The organism is Actinomycetota bacterium (genome assembly GCA_004297305.1).
Lineage (GTDB): Bacteria > Actinomycetota > Actinomycetes > S36-B12 > FW305-bin1 > FW305-bin1.
The window spans coordinates 209,017-231,201 of record SCTR01000005.1 but is presented as its reverse complement, the minus strand read 5'-3'; the positions used below and the strand labels follow the sequence as shown (position 1 = coordinate 231,201).

The following is a 22,185-nucleotide window of genomic DNA, read 5'->3' as shown; positions in this document are numbered from 1 at the left end:
ACGGTGCATCCTCGTTGGGGAGCGTAGGGCGAAAGCGACGTACGCTGGGCCCAGCGCGCCGGACAATTAGCCCGAGGGGCGCAGTACGTCACCCAGGGTGAAACGTCTTGTCGCTCATGGTGATGTGACACCGGTCACGAGGGGAGCCGGCAGCCGGTAACGGCGAAACCACACAGGTGTGATTCTGGCGAGTTGCTTGACACTCCGTCGTCACACCGGTCACATAGGCCACGCGCGTATCCAGCGGACACCTGCGGTGCGAACGCGATGCAGCTACGGCGCACAAGAACGGTTACGACCGGTGTCCTCGCAATCGCGCCACCTCGGCCCACCGGGTCGGGCTCATAACTGAAGAGCGGCACCAAGAGGATCGGCAACTCCCGCAGGACCAGTCGCGACGTCCCCTGGATGCTCGCGACGATCGACCCCATAGCGGAGCGGATCTCGCACGGGCGGCCAGCGAAGGCCCGTGACACGAGTTCCCAGGGGTGATTGCCCGATGAAGAAGATCACGGCGGCTCTCGAGCGCATGCTGTCGACCCAGGCCGGCTTCGGCTGGCGCTGAAGTAGCTGACGGAAGTTGCCGATCCTCATGGTGCCGGTCTGAGAGGTGGCCACCTCTCGAAATGCCGGTGGATCGGGAGGACGGCGTCGTGACCAGGATCTCCTGGCGGGTGCAGGCGTATGTCGGCGCCGTGACGCTCGCCGGTGTGGCGGTCCTGATTCTTGCTGCCCTGCATCCCCTGGATTGGTCGGTCATCGTTCCGCTGGCGATCTTGGTTGTGTTGGGCGAGACGTTCGGCCAGCGGACCGCTGGTGGGGTCAGTGTGTCGGTGGCGATGCCGGTCGCCATCGCCTCGATCCTGCTGGTCGGCCCCTGGGGCTCGGCGCTCGTTGGTGCCAGCGTGGCGCTCACGTGGGAGCGCATGGAGCACATGAAGCGCGCGTTCAACGGCGCCATGAGTGCCCTCTCAGCGCTCGCGGCAGGCACGGCGTACCTGCTCACTGGAGGGGTCGTCCCGATCTCGACCTCGTCGTTCCCGTCGGTGCTCCTGCCGGTCGCGGTCGCGATGCTGGTCTACGGCGTGGTCAACGCGACCCTCCTGGTCCTGGTCGTGTCGTTGGTCGAGGAACTCTCGCCGGTCCGGGTATGGCGTAACACCGTCGCGGAGTTCGCCGTACCGCTGGTCACGTACTCGCTATTCGGGCTCCTGCTCGCGGTCGTGTGGACCGCCGGGGTCGAGTGGTTCGCTGCCGTGCTGGTGTTGTTGCCCTTCGGTGTCGCCCGCTGGTCGTTCGCGCAGTACGCCGCCACCCGCGAGGCGTACGAGGCGACCATCCGCAGCCTGATCCAGGCGGTCGAGACCAAGGATGCGTACACCCGTGGCCACTCCGAGCGGGTCAGCCGCGCGTCGGTCATGATCGGTCGTCGTACCGGGATCTCCGAGGACCGCGTGCAGACCCTGCGATACGCCGGGATTCTGCACGACGTCGGCAAACTGGGGGTACCGACCCGGGTCCTGCAGAAGTCCGGCCGGCTCACCGACGACGAGTACGCGTCGATCCAGCTGCACCCGGTCCGAGGGCGTGACATCACAGTCGGCCTGGACTTCCTCGGTGAAGCCGTCGAAGGCATCTACCACCATCACGAACGGGTCGACGGCCTCGGATATCCATTGGGGCTCAAGGGAAAAGAAATCCCCGAGTTTGCCCGGATCATCGCCGTCGCGGACGCCTTCGATTCGATGACCACGACCCGGTCGTATCGGGGTGCGCGGTCGATCGACGAGGCGGTCGCCGAGTTGCACCGTTGCGCCGGGACACAGTTCGAGCCGGATCTGGTCGGTGCCCTGGTCCGGGCGGTTCGCGAAGAGGGCTGGCAGGTGGTCGACACCACGCCGCGTCCTGGCGGGGCGCTCGACTACGAGGACCGGGCGCTGCAACCGACGCTCGCCAGCGACGACGACGACCCGACGGCCGCCGCCGCGCTCGCCGCGCACCGGCCGTCGCGTGCCCAGCTCGAGGGCGAGACGGGGGGCCCGGTCGGGTGAGCGCGGCCCGTTCGGCTCGCGACGGCTTCACCGCCGGCCTGGTCCCGATCCTCGTCGGAGCCGCGGTGGTCGCCGTGGTGTGCGTGGCCAGCGTCACCGTGGACGGCCTCGCGCCCGGCTCGGTGGCGCTGTCGGTCGCCTTCGTCGCGATGATCGCCGTCGGCGAGGTGGTCCGGATCTCGCTGCCCGGTGACCGGGAGACGGCTCCGATCGGCGCCGCCGGCGCCCTGGCGTTCGCCCTGGTCCCGATGTACGACCAGACGCCGCAGACGTATTCGGTGGCGCAGGTCGTCGCGGTGACCACCGTCGCGATCGCGCTCGGCTCGATCCCGCACCTGGCGGTGGGCCGCGGCGTCCGCGTCGACGAGTTCGCCCGCCGGATCCTGGTCGTGGCGTTCGTCGCGGCGGTGTTCCGGCCGCTGCTGGCCAGCGGGGCGGTGTCCTACGACGTCTCCAAGTCGTTGGCGATGATCATGGCGGCGGTCGCGCTGGCCGGGACCGTGCTGGACGGCGTACTGGACGCCCTGCTGCGCGCGGCGCGGGACCACTCGCCGCTGCGGACCGCGCTGCTGGACGGGGTGCGCGCCAGCGCCGGCATCGGGTCCGCCGTTGCCGTGACCGGTGTCCTGATCGCATTGGCCACGCCGGTGATGGGTATCTGGGCGTTGCCGGTCCTGGCGTTGCCGCTGTTGCTCACCCAGTTCTCGTTCCGGCGGTATGCCGCAATCCGGCAGACCTACCTGCAGACGATCCGCGCGCTGTCACGGGTCACCGAGGTCGGCGGCTACACCGAGACCGGGCACGCCCGGCGGGTCAGCCGGCTGGCCGTGGCCATGGGCCGGGAACTGGGCCTGTCGGAGCGGGAACTGGTCGACCTCGAGTACGCCGCGCTCATGCACGACATCGGCCAGCTGTCGCTGGCTGAGCCGATCCCGGGTGGCGCGACCACGGTCGTCTCGCCCGAGGAGCAACGGCAGATCGCCGCGCAGGGCGGCGCGGTGATCCGGCAGACCGGCGTCATGGACCAGGTCGCGGTCATCGTCGAACGGCAGGCGGACCCCTGGCGACCACGCCACGGGGTCAGCGACGACACGCTGCCGCTGGAGAGCCGGATCATCCGGGTGGCCAACAGTTTCGACGACCTGGTCGGTGCATCGGTGGAGACCGACCGGTGGTTGCAGGCGCTGGAGCGGCTCAGCCTCGGCACGGTGCGGGAGTTCGACCCGCGGGTGGTCGAGACACTCAGCCGTATCGTCGAGCGGCAGTCCGTCCTCGCCCCGCTGTAGCCGTGGCAGGATCACGCCGGACCGGACGGCAGTGCCCGCGCCGGTGAAGGAGGCGGCGTGATCACCGAGGTGCGGGCCGAGATGGTGGCCAATGTCTGGAAGGTCGTCGCCGCCGCGGGTGAGCCGGTCGCGGCGGGCGACACGCTGGTCATCCTCGAGTCGATGAAGATGGAGATCCCGGTCCTCGCGGAGGTTGCGGGCACCGTCACCGAGATGTGTGTGGCGACCGGTGACGTCGTCCAGGAGGGCGACCTGCTCGTCGTGCTGCGGTAGGACCGTCCGTCTGGCCCGTCATCGGCCTCGCCTGCCTCCCGACCTCACCGCCTGTCCGTCTCGCCCGCTCATCGGACGCCGGCCCTTCAGGGCCGTCCCGGACGCGCCGATGAGGTTCGGGTGACAGATCAGACATTGGCGGCGTACGGCGCACTGAGCGACCTGCCCGCACCGGGGGAGCCCGACGTACCCGTCTCCGTCCTGCCGTACCTGCGCGCGCTGGTCGAGACGGGCGGCTCGGACCTGCACTGCAAGGTGGGCTCGCCGGCGCGGGTCCGTATCGACGGGCGGCTGCGCCGGCTCGAAGCGCCGACCTTGCGATCGGCTGACACTGAACACATGGTGCGCGAGGTGCTGCGGCCGGACCTGGTCGAGCAGTTCGAACGCACCCATGAGGCCGACTTCGCCTACTCGATCGACGGCATCGGCCGGTTCCGCGTCAACGCGTTCCGGCAGCGCGGCTCGGCCGGGCTGGTGTTCCGCCGGGTCGCCGTCGGTGCCATCGGGTTGGGCGACCTGGGGTTGCCCGAGGTGATCTCCGCACTCGCGGTCGAGCCGCGCGGCCTGGTGCTCGTCACCGGTCCCACGGGGTCCGGGAAGACGACGACCCTGGCGGGGATGGTCGACCACGTGAACGCTCACCGTGAGGTTCACATCGTCACCATCGAAGACCCGATCGAGGTCCTGCACTTCGACAAGCTCGGCATGATCAACCAGCGCGAGGTGCGGGTCGACACCGAGAACTTCGCCACCGCCTTGCGAGCCGCCATGCGGCAGGACCCCGACGTGATCCTGGTCGGGGAGATGCGCGATATGGAGACGGTCAAGGCGGCGATCTCCGCCGCAGAGACCGGCCACTTCGTCATGTCCACGCTGCACACCGTCGATGCCCAGGAGACGATCGCCCGGATCATCGACTTCTTCCCGCCGCACGAGCAGCAGCAGGTCCGGCTGTCGCTGGCCGGCGCACTGCGCGGGATTCTGTGCCAGCGGCTGGTGCCGCGGGCCGACGGCCAGGGTCGCTGCGTGGCCATGGAGATCTGCGTCAACACCGGGCGTATCGCTGACGCGATCGCCGATCCGGACAAGACCTCCACGATCGGGTCGCTGGTGGCCGAAGGCGGCTTCTACGGCATGCAGAGCTTCGACCAGCACCTGATCGCGCTGTTCCGCGATCAGGTGATCACCCTCGACGCGGCGACGGCGGCCTCGAGCAACCCGCACGACCTGCTCGTCGAGTTGCGCCGGCTCGGCCTGGTCGCCTGAGTGACGGTCGCCTGAGTGACGGTGGCCTGAGTGACGGTGGCCTGAGCCGTCGTTCGCCTCCCGAACAGACACCTGGTCGGCCTGTGACCGGTCTGTTATGGTCGCCCCGCCTCGCAGCGATGCGACGCCGCGGATCGAGACGCCGAGTCCTGCCCCCGATCCGTGTTGCCGCCCACACCGCTTCGGGCAGGAGCGGGGGACCCACTTCCGGGCTCCGGCATCGCGCCGGGGTCCTTGGGGTGAAGCCGCGCGCGGGAGAGCCGCGCCGGCCGGCCAGCAACCTCCAGGCCGAACCCGACAGCTGACCCCGCAGGCGCGCCCGGAGGTTCTTCGGTGTCGTTCGTGCATTCACGTTCGCTGCGGTCCGTCGCTGCACCCGCCCTGCTCTCGCTGGGCCTCGTCGTGACGCTGCCCGCCCCGCCAGTGGCGGCGTCGCCGACGGCGGCGTCGGTACCGTCCCGGCCCGCCCCGTCGGGCGCGCTGGCCCGCGCCGTCGTCGTCCCAGCCGTCGCCCTGCCGATCCTGCGTACCGGGGATCGGGGGTCCCTGGTGAAGCTCGTCCAGCGCAAGCTCAAGGTCAAGCCCCGCTCCGGACTGTTCGGTCCCATGACGCGCAAGGCGGTCAAGCGGTTCCAGCGGGCCCACGGGTTGCCTGCGGTGGGTCAGGTCGGCCCCCAGACCTGGGCCGCGCTGCGGGTGCGCGCTTCCGGGGTCGCCGCCAAGGTGGCCGCGCCGGCCGCCCGGCCGGCGGCGTCGGGTTCGGTGTGCCCGGTCGTCGGGAGCTTCTCGTACGGCGACGGCTTCGGTGCCGGCCGAGGCGATCACTCCCACCAGGGCATCGACCTCATGGGTTCCCGAGGCCAGACCATCGTCGCGGTCGAGGCGGGCACCGTGATTCGCGCCGGCAAGCAGTCCAACGGCGCGCTGCGGATCGTGCTGCAGGGCCAGAGCGGCTCGAAGTACTACTACGGCCACAACAGCAAGCACCTGGTCGCCGCCGGAGCCTCCGTCACCGCCGGGCAACCCATCGCGCTGATGGGAGACACCGGATCGCCGGGCGCGGTCCACCTGCACTTCGAGTACTGGCAGAGCGGCGGTGAGAGCGATGCGGTCGACCCGGCCCCCTTGGTGCGCAGCAGCTGCTGAGCCTGCGGGTGCGGTCGCCGCGTTCGGCGCGCATCATGCAAACAGCCCTCGCTGGCGGCTCGACCCCCTGACGTCCGCCCCCTGACGTCAGGGTCACGGCGTGGGGCCGCGACCCCCTCCATCCCCCCTCCGCGGCCCCACGCCCACCCCTCATGGCGCACCAGCGACGCCGGACGATCGCCTGCCGCCTACGCTCCCACCGTGGCGAGCCTGTCCCGGTTGGCGCGCGAGCGAACCGACCTCACCGACGCCGACGTGGACCGGCTCCACATCCTGGTCGGGGAGTGGACGTTGCTGGCGGACCTCGCTTTCGCCGACCTGGTGCTGTGGCTGCCGACCTGGAACGACGGGGGCTTCGTCGCCGGGGCACAGGTCCGCCCGACGACCGGTCCCACCCGGGTCCCCGACGACCTGGTCGGGACGTTCGTGGCCCGCGGCCGGCGGACCGTGCTGGACAAGGCGCTGGCGCAACGACGGATCGTGGCCGACCGGGACCCCGCGCGCCCCGGTCAGCCGGCCGCGTTCGAGGCGGTTCCGGTACGACACGACGACCGGGTCATCGCGGTCATCGGGCGCTACTCGGCGGTCGCCGTGCGGCCCGCCGGCCGGCTGGAGGAGGTCTACCTCGCGACCGCCGACGCCCTCGCGCAGATGGTCGCCGAGGGCACCTTCCCGCCCGCCCACGGGTTGCCGGCCACCGGGGCGCCGCCGCGCGCCGGCGACGGCCTGGTGCGGCTGGACGACACCGGCCGGGTCAGTTACGCCAGCCCCAACGCGCTGTCGGCGTTCCGCCGTCTCGGGCTGGCCACCGACCTGGTCGGCGCCGACCTTGGCGGCGTCGTGGCGCGGTTGAGCCGTCGACCCGGTCCGGTGGACGAGGCGCTCGCGCTGGTGGCCGGTGGCCGCGTGCCCGGCGGCGTGGAACTGGAGAACTCCGCGGCCACCGTGACGTTGCGGGGGCTGCCGCTGCTGCGGCGCGGCCGGCCGGTCGGCGCACTGGTGCTGGTCCGCGACGTGACCGAACTGCGGCGGCGGGACCGCGCCCTGCTGAGCAAGGACGCCACGATCCGCGAGATCCACCACCGCGTGAAGAACAACCTGCAGACCGTCGCGGCGCTGTTGCGGCTGCAGGCCAGGCGGGTGGACGAACCGCAGGCCCGCGAGGCGCTGGAGGAGGCGGTACGGCGGGTGGGCGCGATCGCGGTCGTCCACGAGGCGCTCGCCTACGAGCCGGGTGGCGAGGTCCTCTTCGACGACGTCGCCGACCGGGTCGTCGCGCTGGTCGCCGATTCCGCCGCGGCGCACCGGGACGGCGGCGACCCCATCGTCGGAGTACGCCGTACCGCGTCGTTCGGCTGGCTGCCGACCGAGGTGGCCACGCCGCTGGCGATGTCGCTGGCCGAGCTGCTGCAGAACGCGATCGAACACGCCCACGCCCACCGGATCGACCTGGAGCCGCGGCGCGACCGTGGCCGGTTGGTCGTGGTCGTCGACGACGACGGGATCGGGCTGCCCGCGGATCTGGCCGACGCGCCCGGCGGCAGTCTCGGGCTGCAGATCGTGCGCGCGCTGGTCGTCGACGAGCTGGCCGGCTCGCTCACCCTCGGGCCGGGCCGCCGCGGGCGGGGGACCAGCGCGACCGTCGACATACCGCTGACCTGACCGGGGTCGCGCCCAGCGCCGTAATACGGCGACCCACGATCGTCGTGCCGACGACCGCCGCCGTGCGTTCGCGGATACGGCGAGGGACCGGTACGGCGAGGGACCGGTACGGCGAGGGACCGGTACGGCGCAGCGGGTCCGTGCGGCGACGGCGCGGCGGACGGCTCGTCCGGTGGCCGGCACGCTGAAGGCCCGGTCCTGCCGGACCGGGCCTTCAGCTGACGAGTGATCGATCAGGCCATACGAGCGCGAGCCCGAGCGTTGCGGCGCTTCAGCGCCCGGCGCTCGTCTTCGCTGAGGCCGCCCCAAACACCGGCGTCCTGGCCCGAATCCAAGGCCCACCGCAGGCACGCGTCGACGACGTCGCAGCGGCGGCAGACCGCTTTCGCCTCCTCGATCTGCACCAGGGCAGGCCCGGTGTTGCCGATCGGGAAGAACAGTTCGGGATCCTCGTCACGGCAGGCTGCCTGATGGCGCCAGTCCATGCGCTCCTCCTCGGTCGAGCCCCCAGGTGGGCGCTCGTGAAAATGTTCACGTGCTCTGTCAGTCCCCAACGTGGCGCGCGAGCACCGCGAGGGATCTGCTTGCCTCCCGACGACCGGCGTCGTTATGGCTCTGGCAGCCTCACACCTTTGTGGTGACTGCACAAGGCCAGGCGCCGCCGCCCCGGCGGGAACGTCCTGTCTCGTTCGTCACAGGCTGGTAACACGACCACGCCCGGTGATGTTCCCGACCGGCCTCGGATCGACTGCGGATCGGCGTCGGATCGGCTGTCCGAGCGGCTCAGACGACGGCTCGCAGCGCCGCCGGCACGGCCCGGAAGGCGACGCGGTCCACCTCGCCGAGCGCATCGCCGTCGACCTGCAGCTGCACGGGCCGTGACGCGGACACCTCGAAGCCGGACTGGTCGTGCCAGGTGACCAGGCCCCGGGTCTGCCCGGCCCGGCTGCTGGTGAGGATCCGCCGGCCGTATCGGACCCCGGACAGCAGCGACAGCCGCCGTACCCCGAAAAGGTCCAGGCCGGTGTCGAAGGAGGCGCGCGGGCACGGATCGACCGGCATCGGGCCGATGAACGTCCACGGCGAGGTGTTCTGCACGATGGCGAGGAACACGCCGGTCACCGGGTCCACCCCAGGTCGATGCAGGGTCAGGGCCGGCTCGCGCCGGTCGGTGCCGACGAAGAACTGCCGGACCGTCGACGCCAGGTAGCTGCGCGGCGTCGCCCGGGTGCCGGCCGCCCGTTTGCGTTCGACCGCGGCGACGATCTCCGCGTCGAGCCCGAGCCCGGCGTTGAAGGTGAACCAGCGACTGTCCGCCTGACCGAGCCCGACGGTGCGGAACCGCTTCTCTCGCAGTCCGTCCAGGATGGCGCCGGTCGCCTCGACCGGGTCCGCCGGCAGGCCGAGGGCCCGGGCGAACACGTTCGCGCTGCCGCCGGGCACGGTCGCCAGCAGCGGTACGTCGGGTCCGGGGCCGGCGGCGAGCAGGCCGTTGACCACTTCGTTCACGGTGCCGTCGCCGCCGAGAGTGACCACGACGTCCCAGCGGTCGGCGCGTGCCTGCCGTGCCAGCTCGACCGCGTGGCCACGGCGGTCGGTGGTGACCACGTCGAGGTCGATCTCGTCGGCGAGTGCGTGCACCATGACGTCCCGGACGCGGGCTGTGGTGGTGGTCGCGTTGGGATTGACCACGAGCAGGCCGCGCACGCCGGTCAGCGTACGGGCCTAGGCTGCCCGGGTGGCGATCTCGACGGGCCGGCGACCCCGGTCGTTGCTGATCGCGACGGCGGCGACCGCGCTCGAAGCAGTCGCGTTGCTGCTCTACGCCGTGCTGCTCGCCGTCCAGGGGCTCTTCTGGGGGACCACCACGACCGACATCAGCAGCGGTCCCGGGCTGGTCGTGGAACTGGTGGTGTACGCCGCGCTCGGTGTCGGTCTCGCCGTAGTCGCTCGGGGTTTGTGGGCCCGACGCGGGTGGGCCCGCAGCCCGGCGTTGCTCGCGCAGTTGTTCGTGCTGGTCGTGGCCGTACCGCTGCTGCGCTCACCGGACGCGGTCCCTCGCGTCGCCGGAGCGGTGGCCGCCGTGGTCGCGGCAGCGGGAGCGGTCGCCGTCCTCATGCCGGCCGTGACGCGCGAGCTGGGGTTGCTCGATCGAGGACGCCCGGCCAGCTGAGGCGGTGCGACCAGCCAGCGCAGTCTGGCCGACCCTGCGCAAGTGCCTCAGCTGCCCCGGTTGTCTCCGGTGCGTCAGGGGCGCCGTATCCGGTGCGTCAGGTGCGCCGCGCAGCGGGTGCCGGTCAGTCGTCCAGCGCGGCCCGCATCTGGGCCAGCGACCGGGCCAGCAGCCGCGATACGTGCATCTGGGAGATGCCGAGCTCCGCGGCGATCTGCGACTGCGTCCGGTTGCCGAAGAACCGCAACATGACGATCCGGCGCTCCCGCTCGGGCAGGGCGTCCAGCACCGGCCGCAGCGACTCCCGGTATTCGACGCCCTCCAGTGCCGGGTCGTCCGCGCCGAGGGTGGCGGCGAGCGCGGACTCCGCGGAGTCTCCGTCGGCAGGCCCCGCGTCCAGCGACGTGGTGGTGTAGGCGAGCGTCGCCTCCAGCCCTTCCAGCACCTCGTCTTCGCTGACTCCGAGGTGCTCGCTGAGCTCCCGCACGGTCGGCGAGCGGCCGAGATCCTGACCGAGTTGCTCGGTGGCCGCGCTCAGCGCCGCTCGCATCTCCTGCAACCGCCGCGGCACCCGGATCGCCCAGCCGCGGTCCCGGAAATGCCGGCGGATCTCCCCGACGATCGTCGGTGTCGCGTACGTCGACAGCTCGACCTCGCGGGTGACGTCGAAGCGGTCGACGGCCTTGATCAGTCCGATGGTGCCGACCTGGACCAGGTCGTCGTACGGCTCGCCGCGATCCCGGAATCGCCGGGCGAGGTGCGCCACCAGCGGCAGGTGCAAGGTGACCAGCTCGTCGCGGATGGCCTGCCGGCGTGCCGAATCCGGGTCGGCCGTGGCGAACTCGGCCAGCAGCGCTCGTTCCCGTTCCCGGTCGCGCTCGGTCCATCGGCTACCGCGAGGGGCGACAGGGCCGGGGGCGTCCGCAGGAGTCTGCGCGGTCACCAGACACTTTCGGCGAGCGAGGTACGCAGCAGCAGGCGCACCGTCCCGTCGGCCTCGCGGCTGCCGGACACGTCGTCGACGAGCGCGGACAGCACCGTCCAGGAGAAGCCGCCGGGGCCGGGGACCCGTCCGGTCGCGCTCTGCGTGCTGACCGTGACGTCGATGGTCGGTTCGAGCCCCCACCGGACCGTCACGACCAGATCGGAGTCGACGACGGCGTCCTCCAACAGCAGGCTTACCGCCTCGTCCACGGCCAGCCGCAGATCGTCGATGCGGTCCACAGTCAACTCCACCGCGGCCGCTGCGGCCGCCACGGTGGACCGCGCCAGCGCGACCGAGCCCGCGACGGCGGGCACGCGCAGGACGACCTCCCGCGGCGACGCCGGCGACTGCTCGCCGACACCGCCTGGCCCGCCGGCTGTTTCGGTCACGCCTCAGGCCTTCTTGGTCTCCCAGAAGATGCCAGCGATCTCGTCGATCTTGGCCAGCAACTCGTCGGCCACAGCGACGTCACCGACGCCCTTCGTCCCGGTCGCACCGGCGAGCTTGGTCGCCTCGTTGAACAGCGAGTGCAGCTGCGGGTACTTCTCGAAGTGCGGCGGCTTGAAGTAGTCGGTCCACAGCACCCAGAGGTGCTCCTTGACCAGGTTGGAGCGCTGCTCCTTGATGAGGATGGCGCGTGTCTTGAAGTCGTGGTCGTCGGAGGCGCTGGCCTTAGTGATGATGGCCTTCACCGACTCCGCTTCGATGCGGGCCTGGGCGGGGTCGTAGACGCCGCAAGGCAAGTCGCAGTGAGCGTGCACGGTGGTCTTGGGGGCGAGCAGGCGCGAGAGCATCGCAGTCCCTTCGATCCTCGGGGGCGGGCGCTGCCGCGACACTACCCCCGACGCCGTGACGCCGCCGAGGAGGGACGCCGAAGTGGGCCTGCTGCAACCGGTCGCGGTAGCCGGGACGTCGATGGAGCCCGCGCTGCACGACGGCGACTGGTGCCTGCTGCTGCGGGCCCGCCGGTTCCGGCCGGGTGACGTCGTCGTCGTCGACCGCCCGGACCGGCCCGGACTGATCATCGTCAAGCGGCTGATCCGGCGCGAGTCCGGCGGTTGGTGGGTGCTCGGCGACAACCCCGGCAGCAGCGACGACAGCCGCATCTTCGGCGCAGTGCCGGCAACGGCGTTGCGGGGCAGGCTGATCCTGCGTTACCGCCCGCTGGGCCGGGGGTCGGTCATCCGGCGCCGCCGCAGGCCGGCGACGGACTGACCGACGCGCTGACCGACGCGCTGACCGACGCGCTGACCGACGCGCTGACCGACGCGCCACGGCAGCCTCCCACGGGCCCCGGTGCCGCCCGTGGGACCATCGGCGGGCGTGCCGTGCGACTCCAGGTGCGCTGTGGCTGAGAGGTGGCAGGTGGCAGACGCCCACGACTACGACGGCGATCCGGTGTTCGCGATGCACAAGGGCGGCAAGATCGAGGTGCGACCCAGTGTGCGCGTCGTCGACCGCGCCGGGCTCTCGATGGCCTACACCCCCGGCGTCGCCGAGGTCTGTCTGGCCATCGCCAAGGAACCCGATCTCGCCTACGACTTCACATGGAAGAGCAGCACCGTCCTGGTCGTCACCGACGGCACGGCCGTGCTGGGGCTGGGCGACGTCGGTCCGGCCGCCGCACTGCCGGTGATGGAGGGCAAAGCCCTGCTGTTCAAGAACTTCGGCGACGTCGACGCGGTCCCGGTGTGCCTGGACTGCACCGGTGTCGACGAGATCGTCGAGACCGTGGTCCGGCTGGCACCGGCGTACGGCGGGGTCAACCTCGAGGACATCAGCGCGCCCCGCTGCTTCGAGATCGAGCGGCAGTTGCAGGACCGACTGGACATCCCGATCTTCCACGACGACCAGCACGGCACGGCGATCGTGGTGACCGCGGCGCTGCTCAATGCCGCGAAGGTGACCGGCCGCACCCTCGGTGACCTGCGGGTGGTCGTCTCCGGTGCGGGCGCCGCCGGTGTCGCGGTCACCGACATGCTGCTGGCGGCCGGCATCGGCGACATCGCGGTGGCTGACTCCCGTGGCCTGGTGAGCGTCGACCGGACCGACCTCACCCCGGTCAAGCAGGATCTGGCGCAACGGACCAACCGGGCAGGCCTCACCGGCTCCCTCGCGGACGCGATGGCGGGCGCGGACGTCTTCGTCGGTGTCTCGGCCGGGCGGGTGGCCGAACAGGTCGTGGCGACGATGGCCAAGCCGGCGATCGTCTTCGCGTTGGCCAATCCCGACCCGGAGGTCCACCCGCTGGTCGCCGAGCGGCACGCCGCCGTCGTCGCCACGGGCCGCAGCGACTTTCCCAACCAGATCAACAACGTGCTGGCCTTCCCGGGCGTGTTCCGCGGCGCCCTCGACGTCCGGGCCACCCGCATCACGTCAGCCATGAAATTCGCTGCGGCAGAGGCCATCGCCTCGGTGGTCGGGGACGAACTGGCGCCCGGGTACATCGTGCCGAGCGTGTTCGACCGCCGAGTCGGGGCGGAGGTGTCGCGGGCGGTGGCGCAGGCGGCCCGCCGCGACGGAGTAGCCCGGCTCTGACCACAGCGGCCCGGCGGTGCGGCCGTCCGGCCCCGGCCGGCAGTTCCGGCCGCTGTCGGTCGGCGATGCGGTGCCGACCGTCGGTCGCGAGCCGCTCGTTCGTCGCTACCGGCTGGCCGGTTCGCCCGCCCGAATCTCCGAGAAGTGCTGGTAGTCAGGTGCTGCGAAGCGTCCACCCCAACGCCAGCCGGCGGCGGCGAAGGCCCGGGTGAGCGCGGACCGGGCGGACAGCATGCCCGGCCGCGGCGGCGTACGGTCGGCGAAGCCGGCACCGTTTCCGGGGTAGGTGCGCCCGCCGAGCACGTGCGGGTTCTCGCGGGGATTGACGTCGACCGCGTCCCCCCAGGCGTGGCGCGAGAGCCGGGTCGAGCCGGTTGCCTTGCGGCAGTTGAACCCGCTGGTGTTGTCCGCAGCCATGCTGCGCGCGTCCGAGCCGCCGAAGGCGGTGACCGGGACCAGCTGGCGGATCGGGAAGCCGGTGGCGCGGGCCGCTGCGAAGGCGACCAGGACGTCGCCCACCACCCGGCGGTGCACGACGACGGTTCCCCGGTGCAGCGCCCCGTCGAAGCCGACGTGGTCGATGCTCACGGCACGCAGCGCGCGCGGGCCGACAGGGCAGCCTCGATGCCAGCTCACCCCGAGGTCGGCGGCGCTGACCCGGCTGATGGAGGCGTGCAGCAATGCCTTCGCGTCCCGAGCTCGGCTCGGGACGGCCACAGTGGCCGCCACCGGCACCAGCTGGCCCTCGGTCGCCTCCTCGGTTGCCGTGGTGACCGCTCCGGCGACGGCAGCCGGTGCCGGAGGCTCCGGGGCCGTATCGCTGCCAGTGACGCCGCTACCGACCAGCGAGGCGACGACCAGCGAGGCGACGACCAGCGAGGCGACGACCAGCGAGGCGACGACCAGCGAGGCGACGACCAGCGACGCGACTCCCAGCGCAGGCCCACGGGGGGCAGCACCGGGCCGGGCAGTACCGGGCCGGGCAGTACCGGGCCGATCGGGTCCGGCAGGTAGTGGCGGCGCACTCACAGCCGTCACGCTAGGTCGACGGCTCACGCGCCGCCAGCGCAGCGCGCGCCGGCCGACGGCCATCGAGGTCTGGGCGGAACGCGGTCGGGCGGACGCGCCGGGTTAGTCGTCGTCCTCGTCGTCGAGCCGGGCGAGCCAGGTGGCCAGCCGTTCGACCGCCTGCTCCGCCTCGGGGTGCAGATCGACGTAGTCGCGCAACCGTTCGGCCAGCCAGCTGACGGCCACGGCCTCGTCACCGCGGCGGCGCTGCAACTCCTCGATGCCGCGATCGGTGTCGTACACAGCGGTTATCCGAACGCAGCGTCGAGGATGGCCTGCTGCTCCTCGGCGTGACGCTGGGCGGAACCCACTGCCGGCGACGACGATGCGGGGCGAGTGATGCCGGCGACGGTACGGCCGAGCAGCTGCGGGACGTTGAGCGAGACGAACGACCACGCGCCCTGATTGGCCGGTTCCTCCTGGACCCACCGGATGTCGGCGTCGGGGAAACGCGCGGCAGCCGCCGGCAGGCTGATGCCCGGCAGCGGATACAGCCGTTCCAGCCGCACGATGGCGACGTCGTCGCGGCCGGCGGCCGCCCGAGCCGCGGCGAGCTCGTAGTAGATCTTTCCGGTGCACAGCAACAACGTCCGCACCTTGGCCGGGTCCGCGGTGGCGTCGTCCAGCACCGGGCGGAAGTTTCCCCCGGTGAAGTCGGCCCGGGCGGAGGTCGCGGCCTTCGCCCGCAACAGCGACTTGGGGGTGAAGACGACCAGCGGCCGGGTCAACCGCGACTTGACCTGCCAGCGCAACAGGTGGAAGTACGACGCGGGCGTCGAGGGCATCGCCACGGTCATGTTGTCCTGCGCGCACAACTGCAGGAAGCGCTCCACCCGCGCCGAGGAGTGGTCGGGCCCCTGTCCCTCATAGCCATGGGGGAGCAGCAGGACCAGCGAGGAGCGCTGCCCCCACTTCTGCTCACCCGAGGCGATGAACTCGTCGATGATCGTCTGCGCGCCGTCGGCGAAGTCGCCGAACTGCGCCTCCCACATCACCAGCGCGTCCGGTCGCGCCACCGAGTAGCCGTACTCGAAACCCATGGCGGCGAACTCGCTGAGCAGGGAGTCGTAGACGAACAGCTTCGCGCCGTCGCCGTACAACCGCTTGAGCGGCTTGTACTGCCAGCCGGTCGCCCGGTCGACGATGACGGCGTGCCGATGCCCGAAGGTGCCGCGGCGCGAGTCCTGCCCGGCCAGCCGCACCCACGTGCCCTCCGACAGCAGCGAGCCGAGGGCGAGGGCTTCTCCCATGCCCCAGTCGATCTTGTCGGCATCGACCATCTGGGCCCGGCGCTGCAGCTGCGGTGCCAGCCGGGAGTGAACCGTGAAGCCTTCGGGCAGGTCCAGCTGTGAGTCCACGACGCGCTTGACGATCTCGTCACTGATCGCCGTGGGAACCGCGGCCGCAGACGTCTGCGGTGCCAGTTGCTTCTGGCCCTCCCGCTCGATCTGCCAGGACGTCTCGTTGAACGTCTCCGGCCCGCCGGCGGCCGGTGCCGCGGACACCTGGCGAGTCTCCTGGAAGACCCGCTCCATCTGCTCGTGGTAGTGGCGCAGCGCGGTCTCGGCCTCGTCGAGCGTGATGTCGCCCCGGCCGATGAGCTGCTCGGTGTATAGCTTGCGCACCGAGCGCTTCTGGTCGATCAGGTTGTACATCAGCGGCTGCGTCAGCGACGGGTCATCGGCCTCGTTGTGCCCGCGCCGGCGGTAGCAGACCAGGTCGATCACGACGTCCTTGGCGAAGGCGTGGCGGAATTCGAAGGCCAGGGCGGCGACGCGTACCACCGCCTCGGGGTCGTCGCCGTTGACGTGGAAGATCGGCGCCTGGACCATGCGCGCCACGTCGGTGCAGTAGTGGCTGGATCGGGAGTACCGCGGCGACGTGGTGAAACCGACCTGGTTGTTGACCACGACGTGCAGCGTCCCGCCGGTGCGATAGCCCTGCAGCTGCGACAGGTTGAGGGTCTCCGCCACGACGCCCTGGCCGGCGAAGGCGGCGTCGCCGTGCAGCAGGATCGGCAGGATGTCGTGCCGGCGCTCCAGCGGCAGCGCGTCCTGCCGCGCCCGGACGATGCCTTCCAGGACCGGGTTGACCGCTTCGAGGTGGGAAGGGTTGGCGGCCAGGTAGACCCGGCATTGTGCGCCGGACTCCGCGGTGTACGAGCCGTGGGTCCCCAGGTGGTACTTCACGTCACCGGAACCCTGGACCGAGCCCTCGCCGTGGTTGCCCTCGAACTCGCGGAAGATCTGTTCGTAGGACTTGCCGGCGATGTTGGCCAGCACGTTGAGCCGGCCGCGGTGCGGCATGCCGATGGCGACCTCGACGTACTCGCTGTCCGCGGCACGGGAGAGGATCTCGTCGAGCAACGGGATGGTGGATTCCGAGCCCTCCAACGAGAAACGCTTCTGTCCCACGTACTTGGTCTGCAGGAACGTCTCGAACGCTTCGGCCTCGTTGAGCTTGCGGAGGATGCGCAACTGCTCGTCGGCGGACGGCTTGGTTCGTGGGACCTCGACTCGATCCTGGATCCAGGCGCGCTGCTGCGGATCCTGGATGTGCATGTACTCGACACCCACGGTGCGGCAGTAGGAGTTGCGCAGCACGCTGAGGATTTCCCGGAGTTTCATGATCGGCCGGCCGCCGAAGCCGCCGGTGGCGAACTCGCGTTCGAGGTCCCACAAGGTGAGGCCGTGCTTGAGCACGTCCAGGTCCGGGTGCGTCCGCTGCTCGTACTCGAGCGGGTCGATGTCCGCCATCAGGTGGCCGCGGACCCGGTAGGCGTGGATGATCTCCTGCACCCGCGCGGTCTTGTCCAGGTCGCTCTCGTGCCCGGCGGAGATGTCCGTCGCCCAGCGGATCGGCTCGTACGGGATGCGCAGCGCACGGTAGACGTCGTCGTAGAAGCCGTCCTCGCCCAGCAGCAGGCGATGGATCAGGCGGAGAAACTCGCCGGACTGGGCACCCTGGATGACCCGGTGGTCGTACGTCGAGGTCAGCGTCAGGATCTTCGAGACAGCCTGTCGGGCAATCGTTTCCGGGGCAGCGCCCTGCCATTCGGCCGGGTACTCCAGGGCCCCGACGCCGACGATCACGCCCTGCCCGGCCATCAGTCGCGGTACCGAGTGCACAGTGCCGATGCCGCCGGGGTTGGTCAGGCTGGCCGTGGTGCCGGCGAAGTCGTCCATGGTGAGCTTGCCGCCGCGGGCCTTGCGCACCATGTCCTCGTACGCCGACCAGAACTGGGCGAAGTCGAGTGTCTCGGCTGCCTTGATCGACGGGACGAGCAGCTGACGCGTCCCGTCCGGCTTGACCAGGTCGATGGCCAGGCCGAACCCCACGTGTTCGTGCGTGGCGATGGCGGGTTTGCCGTCGACCTCGGCGTAGGACACGTTCATCTCCGGCATGGCCGCCAGCGCCCGGATCACCGCATACCCGACCAGGTGCGTGAACGAGACCTTGCCGCCGCGGGTGCGGGCCAGGTGGCTGTTGATCCCCAGCCGGGTATCGATCAGCAGCTTCGCCGGGATTGCTCGCACGCTGGTGGCCGTCGGGACCGCCAGGCTCGCCTCCATGTTGCTGACCACTCGGGCCGCCGGGCCGCGCAGCGCCGTGACGGCGTCGCTCGGTGGCTTGCTGGCCGAGCCGGTCGGGGTGCCAGGGCCGGTCGGGGTGCCAGGGCCGGTCGGGGTGCCGGAGCCGCTCGGGGTGGGCGCACTCGGCGGGGTTGCCGCGACGGTGGTCCCGGCCGGCGGCGCGGCGGCGGGCTGCGGCGGAGCCGGTGGTGCGGACGGCGCTGCCGGCTGGGCCGGCGCCGGGGGCTGCGCAGGTGTCGCCGGCTGGGCAGCTGCCGGTACCGGCGGCGCCGCCGGAGTGGTTGCGGGAGTAGGTGACGACGGCGCGGGGGCGGGCGACGCGACCGGCGTCGTGGCTGCCGGCGCGGGTAGTGCGCCGTTCGGCGTCCCACCGGTGTCCGCGGGGCTGTAGTCGGCGAAGAACTCCCACCACGCCGGGTCGACGGAGTTCCGGTCGGCCAGGTACTGCTGGTAGAGCTCGTCCACGAGCCAGTCATTGGGGCCGAACGACGCGACCGGATCCGTCTCGGGCGACTCGCTGTTCACGCGGACTGACCTCTCCTCGACCTTCGTCCCGGGCCACCCAGGGTAGACCTCGCCGTCATGCGCAGTCGGTGGCGCAGGGTGCCAGCCGGCGAGGTTCAGGTCACGTCGGCGCGCAGCGTCGTCCGCGCGGCCAGCAGACCGAGCACGACGCCGTAGCCCAGCAGGACCAGCGCGCCCAGCCATACCGGCAGCAACGTGACGCTGACGTCGGGGCTGGCCTGCAGCACCCCGGCCGCCGCGCCGCCCGGCAGCCACTTGCCGACGGCCGGCAACAGCCCGATCAGCAGCTGCTCGGCGACCAGCACCCAGGCGATGGTGCCGATGATCGCGGCAACCTGGTTGCGCACCAGGGAGCCGACGGCGACGCCGAGAATCGCGTAGATCGCGTAGCACAGCACGGCGCCGCCGACGATCTGCCCCACCTCGCCCCAGGGGATCGGCAGGTGCTCCTTGAGGGGCAGCAGGGCCAGCGCGAGCACGATGGTCAACGCCGAGCACAGCAGCGCGATGATGGCGCCCACCAGGGCGTACGACGTCATCTTCGCGCCCACCACGCGGCCTCGCCGGGGCGCGGCCAGGAACGTCGAGGTGATCGTCTGGTGGCGTATCTCGCCGGTCATGCCGAGGATCCCCAGGATCAACACGATGATCGACCCGCCCCCGACGCCGCTGGCGAACACGTTGCGGATCGTGGCCGGGTTGGTCAGCGGGGGCACGCCTTCCAGGCCGACGGTGAGGATCGTCACCACCACGGCGAACGCGGTCAGCAGCAACGCGGTGATCGTCATCCCGACGACCATCCGCGTCGTGGTGATCTTGAGCCACTCGGCACGGATCAGCGCGTTCACGCCGGGCTCCCGTCGCTGGTCGGGGCGCCGGCAGTGGCCGGCCAGGCAGCTCCCGGTGGCGCGGCAGCTGTGGGCCCGGTGCCTTGGGTGAGGGAGAGGAAGACCTCTTCCAGATCGTTGCCGACCACGACCAGCTCGTGGAGTTCGGCCTGCGCGCGTAGCGCCGCAGCACCGACCGCGGCGGCCGGGATGCCCTCGATCAGCGCGGTGTCGTTCGCCGTACGCCGGATCCGTTGGCCGTCGCCGGATGCCAGGCCCAGGGCGGGCAGCAGGACGTCCAGCTGAGGCGACCGTACGCGGACCTGGGACCCGGTCGTCGCGGTGAGTTCGGCCAGCGAACTGGCGCGAACCAGCCGCCCCCGCGCGACGATGATGACGTCGTCGACGGTCTGTTCCACCTCGCTGAGCACATGACTGGACACCAGCACGGTCCGGCCCTGCGAGGCGAGGTGGCGCAGGAACCCGCGTAGCCAGGCGATCCCCTCGGGGTCCAGGCCGTTGGCGGGTTCGTCGAGCAGCAGTACCGCGGGATCTCCCACCAGCGCCGCGGCCAGCGCCAGCCGCTGCCGCATCCCCAGCGAGTAACCGCCGGCACGGCGACGTGCCGCATCGGACAGGCCCACCTGCTGCAGCACCTCGTCGGCACGGGATTCCGGCAGCTGCGAGGCCGCGCAGATCACCCGCAGGTGATCCCGGGCACTGCGGCCGGGATGGAAGCCGCTGGCCTCCAGCGATGCCCCGACGACCCGTGCCGGCGTGGGAATCTCCTGGTACGGCACGCCACCGATCTCCACCGTGCCGCGCGTCGGGGTCACGAGGCCGAGCAGGCATCGCAACGTCGTGGTCTTGCCGGCCCCGTTGGGACCCAGGAAGCCCGTGACCCGCCCCGGCGCGACCTCGAACGAGAGGTCGTCGACGGCGGTCACGGCACCCGGCCCATGGCCGAACTGCTTGGTCAGTCCCTCGACCTTGATCGTTGCCGTGGTCACGACGCTCGACCCTGCCATGCCGGCAAGGCCGCCCGCTACCGCCAGTCCATGGCTGCCGACGTGCCGCGGTGACGCAGGTGGCAGAGGTGGCAGAGCTGCCACCGCGCTGTGACATCACCACCTGCAGCGCGCTGTGACAGCGCGCTGTCACGCCCCCGACGTCTCACGGGCCGGCGACGGTCCCGGTGAGCAGAACGTGACGACCCCGAACCGGAAGACGACGGCCGGGGAAACATCCGGCTCCTAGCGTCCGGGACGTCCGGTCGGTCGCGGCCGGTGAGCGATCGGAACCCGGAGGTTCGCTGTGAGCACGACTGTGACGACCACCACATCGACGGGGGCGACGACGCACTCGGCGCCGGCGGATCTGGTTCATCGGCGCGGTCGGTGGATCGACGGCTGGGACCCGGAGAACGAGCAGCAGTGGCAGGCCGGTGGCCGGCGGATCGCGATCCGCAACCTCGTCTTGTCGGTCTTCGCCGAGAACCTCGGTTTCTCGGTGTGGCTCATCTGGAGTGCCGTCGTGGTGAGCCTGCCGGCAGCCGGCTTCGCCTTCAGCGTCGACCAGCTCTTCTGGCTGGTGTCGGTCCCGGCGCTGGTCGGCGCCTTCGCGCGGCTGCCCTACACGTTCGCGGTCACCCGCTTCGGCGGCCGGAACTGGACCGTGGTGAGCGCGCTCGCCCTGTTGCTGCCGACGATCGGCCTGGTGGCCTGCGTGCTGAATCCGGCGACGCCGTACCTGGTGTTCGTGCTGGTGGCCGCGACGGCAGGGCTGGGCGGCGGCAACTTCGCCTCGAGCATGGCGAACATCAACTTCTTCTTTCCCCAGCGCAGCAAGGGATTCGCGCTCGGCATCAATGCCGCGGGTGGCAACCTCGGCGCCAGTACGGTGCAACTACTGGTGCCCGTCGTCGTGGGCGTCGGCGCCTTCGCGGTGATCGGCGGGGCGCAGGCCCCTGGTCTGTACCTGCAGAACGCCGGCCTGATGTGGATCCCGCTGATCGTGCTGGCGGCGATCCTGGCCTGGCGCTGGATGGACAACCTGTCCAATGCTCGCGCCTCGGTCCGCGAACAGCTGTCGGTCACCTCAGATCGTCACACCTGGATCATGTCGTTCCTCTACGTCGGCACCTTCGGCTCGTTCATGGGTTTCGCCGGCGCCTTTCCGTTGCTGATCAAGACCCAGTTCCCGGCGCAGGCCTCCCTGAACCTGGCCTTCCTCGGCGCGTTGGTCGGCTCGCTGTCCCGGCCGGTCGGCGGCCTCATGGCCGACCGGCTCGGCGGCGCGCGGGTCACCGCAGTGAACTTCGTCGTGATGGGCATCGCCGGTGTCGCCGCGGTCGTCTTCGTGGGGCGGCAGAGTTTCGCCGGGTTCCTCGCGTCGTTCCTGGTCCTGTTCGCCTCGGCCGGCATCGGCAACGGCTCGACGTACCGGATGATCCCGTCGATCTTCCGGTTCCGTGCTCTGGCAACGGCCGGCGACGGCGCGCAGCGCAGTGCCGCCCTGGCCGCGGCGACGCGGTCGGCCAGCGCGGTCGTCGGCTTCGCCTCGGCCGTCGGCGCGCTGGGTGGCTTCCTCATCCCGCAGGCGTTGCGCAGTTCGATCTCCGCCACCGGCGGCATCGCGGTCGCGATGGTGGTCTTCATCGGCTTCTACGCGGTCTGCGTCGCGGTGACCTGGCTGTGCTACCTGCGCCGCTCGGCCACGGTCGGGGGCGGGGTCGTGTGAACCCGCCCGCTGCGTCAGTCGACACGCACTGCCCGTACTGCGCCTTGCAGTGC

At 71.2% G+C, this 22,185-nt stretch carries 19 protein-coding genes; 10 read left to right on the top strand and 9 right to left on the bottom strand.

From position 1 onward, the window contains the following. Positions 1-626 precede the first annotated feature (626 nt). From EPO13_02705 to EPO13_02680, 6 genes are all read left to right on the top strand, one after another. Positions 627-2,051, top strand: a complete 1,425-nt coding sequence (locus EPO13_02705; GenBank protein ID TAK70781.1) for an HD-GYP domain-containing protein — start codon at positions 627-629, stop codon at positions 2,049-2,051. Then, positions 2,048-3,337 carry an HD domain-containing protein gene (locus EPO13_02700; protein ID TAK70780.1) on the top strand — a complete coding sequence of 430 codons (1,290 nt, stop codon included), beginning with the start codon at positions 2,048-2,050 and terminating at the stop codon, positions 3,335-3,337. Before EPO13_02705 ends, EPO13_02700 begins: the two co-directional genes overlap by 4 nt. A gap of 57 nt (positions 3,338-3,394) precedes the next feature. Beyond that, positions 3,395-3,610 carry a biotin/lipoyl-binding carrier protein gene (locus EPO13_02695; protein ID TAK70779.1) on the top strand — a complete coding sequence of 72 codons (216 nt, stop codon included), beginning with the start codon at positions 3,395-3,397 and terminating at the stop codon, positions 3,608-3,610. Between the two features lie 162 nt (positions 3,611-3,772). Then, the gene (locus EPO13_02690; GenBank protein ID TAK70821.1) at positions 3,773-4,876 is read left to right on the top strand and encodes a PilT/PilU family type 4a pilus ATPase; all 1,104 of its coding nucleotides are present in this window, start codon (positions 3,773-3,775) and stop codon (positions 4,874-4,876) included. A 333-nt stretch (positions 4,877-5,209) separates the two neighbouring features. Next, entirely contained in the window at positions 5,210-6,022 is an 813-nt protein-coding gene (locus EPO13_02685; GenBank protein TAK70778.1) for a hypothetical protein, read from the top strand. 210 nt (positions 6,023-6,232) lie between these two features. Then, complete coding sequence (locus EPO13_02680; GenBank protein TAK70820.1) at positions 6,233-7,684, top strand: ATPase; 1,452 nt, start codon at positions 6,233-6,235, stop codon at positions 7,682-7,684. 233 nt (positions 7,685-7,917) lie between these two features. On the opposite strand, the gene EPO13_02675 is transcribed toward EPO13_02680, so the two are convergent. Together EPO13_02675 and EPO13_02670 are read right to left on the bottom strand one after the other, a co-directional pair. Beyond that, positions 7,918-8,169: a WhiB family transcriptional regulator gene (locus EPO13_02675; GenBank protein ID TAK70777.1), complete on the bottom strand. Its 252-nt coding sequence runs from the start codon at positions 8,167-8,169 to the stop codon at positions 7,918-7,920. A 298-nt stretch (positions 8,170-8,467) separates the two neighbouring features. Continuing rightward, positions 8,468-9,391, bottom strand: a complete 924-nt coding sequence (locus EPO13_02670) for a diacylglycerol kinase family lipid kinase (protein TAK70776.1) — start codon at positions 9,389-9,391, stop codon at positions 8,468-8,470. A gap of 31 nt (positions 9,392-9,422) precedes the next feature. Between EPO13_02670 and EPO13_02665 the strand changes: the two genes are divergently transcribed. Further along, a complete protein-coding gene (locus EPO13_02665; GenBank protein ID TAK70775.1) occupies positions 9,423-9,857 on the top strand; it encodes a hypothetical protein in 435 nt (144 codons plus the stop codon). 124 nt (positions 9,858-9,981) lie between these two features. Here the strand turns inward: EPO13_02665 and EPO13_02660 are convergent, their stop codons facing one another. Further along, a complete protein-coding gene (locus tag EPO13_02660) occupies positions 9,982-10,983 on the bottom strand; it encodes an RNA polymerase sigma factor SigF (protein TAK70774.1) in 1,002 nt (333 codons plus the stop codon). Between the two features lie 251 nt (positions 10,984-11,234). Continuing rightward, positions 11,235-11,636, bottom strand: a complete 402-nt coding sequence (gene sodN, locus EPO13_02655; GenBank protein TAK70773.1) for a superoxide dismutase, Ni — start codon at positions 11,634-11,636, stop codon at positions 11,235-11,237. A gap of 121 nt (positions 11,637-11,757) precedes the next feature. Here sodN and sodX point away from each other — a divergent pair, with 121 nt between their 5' ends. Both sodX and EPO13_02645 read left to right on the top strand, forming a co-directional pair. Beyond that, on the top strand, positions 11,758-12,057 hold the full coding sequence (gene sodX, locus EPO13_02650) for a nickel-type superoxide dismutase maturation protease (GenBank protein TAK70819.1): 300 nt from the start codon (positions 11,758-11,760) through the stop codon (positions 12,055-12,057). A 192-nt stretch (positions 12,058-12,249) separates the two neighbouring features. Further along, a complete protein-coding gene (locus tag EPO13_02645) occupies positions 12,250-13,380 on the top strand; it encodes an NADP-dependent malic enzyme (protein ID TAK70818.1) in 1,131 nt (376 codons plus the stop codon). 105 nt (positions 13,381-13,485) lie between these two features. On the opposite strand, the gene EPO13_02640 is transcribed toward EPO13_02645, so the two are convergent. The 5 genes from EPO13_02640 to EPO13_02620 all read right to left on the bottom strand — a co-directional run bounded on the left by EPO13_02640 (position 13,486) and on the right by EPO13_02620 (position 20,421). Then, complete coding sequence (locus EPO13_02640) at positions 13,486-14,409, bottom strand: M15 family peptidase (protein ID TAK70772.1); 924 nt, start codon at positions 14,407-14,409, stop codon at positions 13,486-13,488. Positions 14,410-14,511: 102 nt separating this feature from the next. After that, positions 14,512-14,691 (bottom strand): hypothetical protein, encoded by a 180-nt coding sequence (locus EPO13_02635; GenBank protein ID TAK70771.1) that lies wholly within the window; start codon positions 14,689-14,691, stop codon positions 14,512-14,514. Positions 14,692-14,696: 5 nt separating this feature from the next. Continuing rightward, on the bottom strand, positions 14,697-18,749 hold the full coding sequence (locus EPO13_02630) for a multifunctional oxoglutarate decarboxylase/oxoglutarate dehydrogenase thiamine pyrophosphate-binding subunit/dihydrolipoyllysine-residue succinyltransferase subunit (protein ID TAK70770.1): 4,053 nt from the start codon (positions 18,747-18,749) through the stop codon (positions 14,697-14,699). Next, positions 18,662-19,414: an ABC transporter permease gene (locus EPO13_02625; protein ID TAK70769.1), complete on the bottom strand. Its 753-nt coding sequence runs from the start codon at positions 19,412-19,414 to the stop codon at positions 18,662-18,664. The genes EPO13_02630 and EPO13_02625 overlap by 88 nt, the downstream gene beginning before the upstream one ends. Next, entirely contained in the window at positions 19,411-20,421 is a 1,011-nt protein-coding gene (locus EPO13_02620) for an ATP-binding cassette domain-containing protein (GenBank protein TAK70768.1), read from the bottom strand. The genes EPO13_02625 and EPO13_02620 overlap by 4 nt, the downstream gene beginning before the upstream one ends. A 349-nt stretch (positions 20,422-20,770) precedes the next feature. Here EPO13_02620 and EPO13_02615 point away from each other — a divergent pair, with 349 nt between their 5' ends. Further along, positions 20,771-22,132 carry an MFS transporter gene (locus EPO13_02615; GenBank protein TAK70817.1) on the top strand — a complete coding sequence of 454 codons (1,362 nt, stop codon included), beginning with the start codon at positions 20,771-20,773 and terminating at the stop codon, positions 22,130-22,132. Positions 22,133-22,185 lie beyond the last annotated feature (53 nt).